This window comes from Streptomyces kebangsaanensis, from assembly GCF_001906585.1.
Taxonomy (GTDB): domain Bacteria; phylum Actinomycetota; class Actinomycetes; order Streptomycetales; family Streptomycetaceae; genus Streptomyces; species Streptomyces kebangsaanensis.
This window is the reverse complement of record NZ_JUJA01000033.1, coordinates 27,138-31,387: the sequence shown is the minus strand read 5'-3', so window position 1 is coordinate 31,387 and position 4,250 is coordinate 27,138. Positions and strand designations below refer to the sequence as shown.

Annotated in this window: 7 protein-coding genes; 1 reads left to right on the top strand and 6 read right to left on the bottom strand. The window is 71.8% G+C overall.

The features are described from left to right. Window positions 1-13: 13 nt before the first annotated feature. Window positions 14-766 (bottom strand): MBL fold metallo-hydrolase, encoded by a 753-nt coding sequence (locus RH94_RS03410; RefSeq protein WP_073946289.1) that lies wholly within the window; start codon window positions 764-766, stop codon window positions 14-16. Between the two features lie 215 nt (window positions 767-981). Here RH94_RS03410 and RH94_RS03405 point away from each other — a divergent pair, with 215 nt between their 5' ends. After that, the gene (locus tag RH94_RS03405; RefSeq protein ID WP_073946171.1) at window positions 982-1,446 is read left to right on the top strand and encodes a hypothetical protein; all 465 of its coding nucleotides are present in this window, start codon (window positions 982-984) and stop codon (window positions 1,444-1,446) included. A gap of 24 nt (window positions 1,447-1,470) precedes the next feature. Here the strand turns inward: RH94_RS03405 and RH94_RS03400 are convergent, their stop codons facing one another. From RH94_RS03400 to RH94_RS03385, 5 genes are all read right to left on the bottom strand, one after another. Next, a complete protein-coding gene (locus RH94_RS03400) occupies window positions 1,471-1,950 on the bottom strand; it encodes a hypothetical protein (RefSeq protein WP_073946170.1) in 480 nt (159 codons plus the stop codon). 100 nt (window positions 1,951-2,050) lie between these two features. Further along, window positions 2,051-3,001 (bottom strand): PLP-dependent cysteine synthase family protein, encoded by a 951-nt coding sequence (locus tag RH94_RS03395; protein WP_073946169.1) that lies wholly within the window; start codon window positions 2,999-3,001, stop codon window positions 2,051-2,053. 17 nt (window positions 3,002-3,018) lie between these two features. Next, a complete protein-coding gene (locus RH94_RS03390; RefSeq protein WP_073946168.1) occupies window positions 3,019-3,297 on the bottom strand; it encodes a MoaD/ThiS family protein in 279 nt (92 codons plus the stop codon). 119 nt (window positions 3,298-3,416) lie between these two features. Continuing rightward, window positions 3,417-3,512 (bottom strand): putative leader peptide, encoded by a 96-nt coding sequence (locus tag RH94_RS46280; protein ID WP_324614223.1) that lies wholly within the window; start codon window positions 3,510-3,512, stop codon window positions 3,417-3,419. A 146-nt stretch (window positions 3,513-3,658) separates the two neighbouring features. Continuing rightward, window positions 3,659-4,081, bottom strand: coding sequence for a Mov34/MPN/PAD-1 family protein (locus RH94_RS03385; protein ID WP_073946288.1), 423 nt, complete (start codon window positions 4,079-4,081; stop codon window positions 3,659-3,661). Window positions 4,082-4,250 lie beyond the last annotated feature (169 nt).

Genomic DNA, 4,250 nt, shown 5'->3' with positions numbered 1-4,250 from the left:
GCGTGCGTCGGGCTCAGATCTCGTACGTCGCGCCCGCTGCCGCCACTTCCACCGGGCCGGGGTAGGCCGCGCGGGCGTGGGCCAGGTTGACCTGGGGGTCGGTCCACGGGGGGATGTGGGTGAGGACCAGGCGGCGGGCGCGGGCGCGGGTGGCGGTCTCGCCTGCCTCGCGGCCGTTGAGGTGGAGGTCGGGGATGTCCTCCTTGCCGTCCGTGAAGGCGGCCTCGCACAGGAACAGGTCGGCGTCGCGGGCGAGTTCGTCCAGCGCGTCGCTCACCCCGGTGTCCCCGGAGTACGTCAGTGCCCTGCCGCCGTGCTCGACCCGGATGCCGTAGGCCTCCACGGGGTGGGCCACCAGGTCGGTGTGCACGATGAAGGGGCCGATCTCGAAGGTGCCGGGCTTCACCGTGTGGAAGTCGAACACCTCGCTCATGGAGGAGGCAGTGGGGGTGTCGGCGTAGGCGGTGGTGAGCCGGTGTTCGGTGCCCTCGGGCCCGTAGACCGGGATGGGGGCGCAGCGGCCTCCGTCGTACCGGTAGTAGCGCGCGACGAAGTAACCGAGCATGTCGATGCAGTGGTCGGCGTGCAGATGGCTCAGGAAGATGGCGTCGAGGTCGTAGAGACCGCAGTGGCGCTGCAGCTCGCCCAGGGCGCCGTTGCCCATGTCGAGGAGCAGCCGGAAGCCGTCGGCCTCGACGAGGTAGCTCGAGCAGGCCGATTCCGCGGACGGGAACGACCCCGAGCAGCCGACGACGGTGAGCTTCATGAAGCAGGAACCTCCGCTGGCGGTGAACAGCAAAAAGAAGGGTGACGGGGGTCGTGCGGTCCGTCGAGCGTAAGGCGCGAAACATCCGGTCGCTCCTCCGGCAGGGGCTGTTGTGGGCGAACTCACCTGTGGTGTCACCGGTTCGGCTGGATGTGGGGTGCACGGGGTCCGGAAGAGGGCGCGCACAGAGGGTCGCGCGCCGGTAACGTCGTCCTATGGACACGTCCTGGTGGCCGGCGCTCGCGGCGGTGGTGCTGCTCGCGCTCGTCGCCGCGCTGGTCGACGGCTGGGGGCGGGGCCGGCGGCCCGCGGGCCGTCGGGCGCGTCCGCCCGGGCGCCCGGGTGCCCGGTCCGGCCGGGCCGTCGTGGCGCGCCCGCGGCCGGCGGAGATCTGGTGGGCCAGCGTGCCCTGCGGCGAGGGGCCGGGGTCGAGGGACCTGCCCTGTCTGGTGCTGTCGGTGCGCGGCAAGCACGCCAGGGTCGCGGAGATCACCAGCAGGTACCACGACGAGCGGGCCGGGGTGATTCCCCTGCCGCCGGGCTCGGTGGGGGACGCGCAGGGGCGGGCCGGCTTCCTGGAGACCGACGAGGTCCGGGAGGTGCCGGTGTGGGATTTCCGGCGCCGGGTGGGGGTCGTGGATCCGGTGCTGTGGGACCAGGTGCGGTATCTGGCCGGCTGAGCGGGGGGCCGTGCCGGACGTGGTTCATGGCCTCGCCACCTTGACCGTGACCGTCCACTGCTGGGTGCCCTTGCACCCGGTCCGGCCGGGGCCGGTCGGGCACAGCGGGCGGGTGGAGGTGAGCCGGGCCGTTCCGGGCGTGACCGCGTCGAAGGCGGCGACGGCGTCGCCCGGCAGGATCACGATGCCGGCGTTGGTGCTCCGCAGGGCGGTGCCGGTGGACTTCACCGGTGTCCAGGGGCGGTCCTCGGTGCCGTCGAGGGTGAGCCGGACCTGTCCGCCGGCTCTCAGGCAGAGGGTCTGCCCGGAGTCGGCGGTGGTGAGTTCGGCGTGGTCCGCGCAGCCGGGCACGGGTTCCGGGGCGGAGCGCGGGCCGGAGGCCGACGGGGAGCCGTCGCCGTCCCGCCCGGGACCCGTGCCGTCGTGTTCCGTGCCGCACCCTGCGAGGAGCAGGGTCGCCGCCGCGGCGGTGACGGTGGTGCGCTGGAGCGTCGTACGGCGCATGGGACGGCCGCCTTTCAGGCCCGGGGTGCCGTTCCCTGTCCTTCTTGCCCCGTCTGCCTCCGCCGAACTTCGGCGGGTCCGCGAAATCGGCCGCCGGGGGCTATGCCCAGAGCTGTCCTTGGAGCTTCTCGATGGCCTCCTCGGTGGTGGGTGCCGTGTAGACGCCGGTGGAGAGGTACTTCCAGCCGCCGTCGGCGACGATGAACACGATGTCGGCGCTGCGGCCCGCCTTCAGCGCCTTCCTGCCGACGCCGATGGCCGCGTGCAGGGCGGCGCCGGTGGAGACGCCCGCGAAGATGCCCTCCTGCTGGAGGAGTTCCCGGGTGCGGGTGACCGCGTCGGCGGAGCCGACCGAGTAGCGGGTGGTCAGCACGGAGGCGTCGTACAGCTCGGGGACGAAGCCCTCGTCGAGGTTGCGCAGGCCGTAGACCAGGTCGTCGTAGCGCGGTTCGGCGGCGACGATCTGTACGTCCGGCTTGTGCTCGCGCAGGTAGCGGCCGACGCCCATGAGGGTGCCGGTGGTGCCCAGGCCCGCGACGAAGTGCGTGAGGGAGGGCAGGTCGGCGAGGATCTCCGGGCCGGTGGTGGCGTAGTGGGCGCCGGCGTTGTCCGGGTTGCCGTACTGGTAGAGCATCACCCAGTCCGGGTGCTCGGCGGACAGCTCCTTGGCCACCCGGACGGCGGTGTTGGAGCCGCCGGCGGCCGGCGAGGAGATGATTTCCGCGCCCCACATGCCGAGCAGGTCGCGGCGCTCCTGGGAGGTGTTCTCGGGCATCACGCAGACCATCCGGTAGCCCTTGAGCTTGGCGGCCATGGCCAGGGAGATGCCGGTGTTGCCGGAGGTCGGCTCGAGGATCGTGCAGCCCGGGGTGAGGCGGCCGTCCTTCTCCGCCTGCTCGATCATGTGCAGGGCGGGGCGGTCCTTGATGGAGCCGGTCGGGTTGCGGTCCTCCAGCTTCGCCCAGATCCGGACGTCGGCGGACGGCGACAGCCGCGGCAGGCACACCAGGGGGGTGTTGCCCACCGCGGCCAGCGGGGAGTCGTAGCGCATCGCTGGTCAGCGGCCGATCAGCGCATGCCGCCGGCGACGGCCGGCAGGATCGTGACGTTGTCGCCGTCGGCGAGCTTGGTGGAGATGCCGTCCAGGAAGCGGACGTCCTCGTCGTTCAGGTAGACGTTGACGAAGCGGCGCAGCTGCTCGCCGTCGACGATGCGGGCCTGGATGCCCGGGTGCCGGGTCTCGAGGTCGGCGAAGAGTTCGGCGAGGGTCTCCCCGTTGCCTTCCACGGCCTTCTGGCCGTCGGTGTACTGGCGGAGGATGGTGGGGATGCGGACCTCGATGGCCATGGTTGCGGGCTCCTGTCGGAAAGGGTGTCGTTCGGTTCGGGGGGCGCGCGATGGGGTCCCCCCAGGCTTTCGGCATGGAGGGAGCGCCGCGGCTCACGGCCGCGTGGCGGCAGGGGACGTCAACAGATGGCGCTGTTCAGCCTGCACAGGTCGACGTGCAGCCGCGCCACGAGCAGCGTGCCCGGCGTCCGATCGCTCACGTCGTTGGAAACCATGGGGTCATCGTATCGATTCCCGGTCCGGGATCCGGAATACGATCTCGCTCCTCGGACGGCATTCATCCACGTCGCGAGATGTGTACGGGATGTGCAGGCCGCTGCGGGCCGGTGCGCGCCGATCACCGGGGCGGGCGGTGCGCCGGTCAGTACGCGTCCACCACCTTGACCTCCTCCTCGGTGATCTCTCCGTCCACGATGCGGAACGAGCGGAACTGGAACTCGCCGAGGCCGTCGGTGTCGGCCGTGGACACCAGGACGTAGTGGGCGCCCGGCTCGTTGGCGTAGGTGACGTCGGTGCGGGAGGGGTAGGCCTCGGTCGCGGTGTGGGAGTGGTAGATGATCACCGGCTCCTCGTCGCGGTCGTCCATCTCGCGGTACAGCTTGAGCAGGTCCTGGGAGTCGAACTCGTAGAAGGTGGGCGAGCGGGCCGCGTTGACCATGGGGATGAACCGCTCGGGCCGGCCGGAGTCCACGGGACCGGCGACGACGCCGCACGCCTCGTCGGGGTGGTCCTTGCGGGCGTGGGCGACGATCTGGTCGTAGAGGGCCTGGGTGAGGGTCAGCATGCCGGCCAGCATAGACAGAGGGGCCACCCCGTACCGAGGAGTGGTACGGGGTGGCCCACATGGTGGACGTCCTGAGCGGCTGCGGGGCGGGTGCCAGGAGTTCCCGCCCCCGCCGGACGTCCGGTCCGGGGAGCGCGCCGGGTCAGCCCGTCTTCTCCAGCTGCGGCTC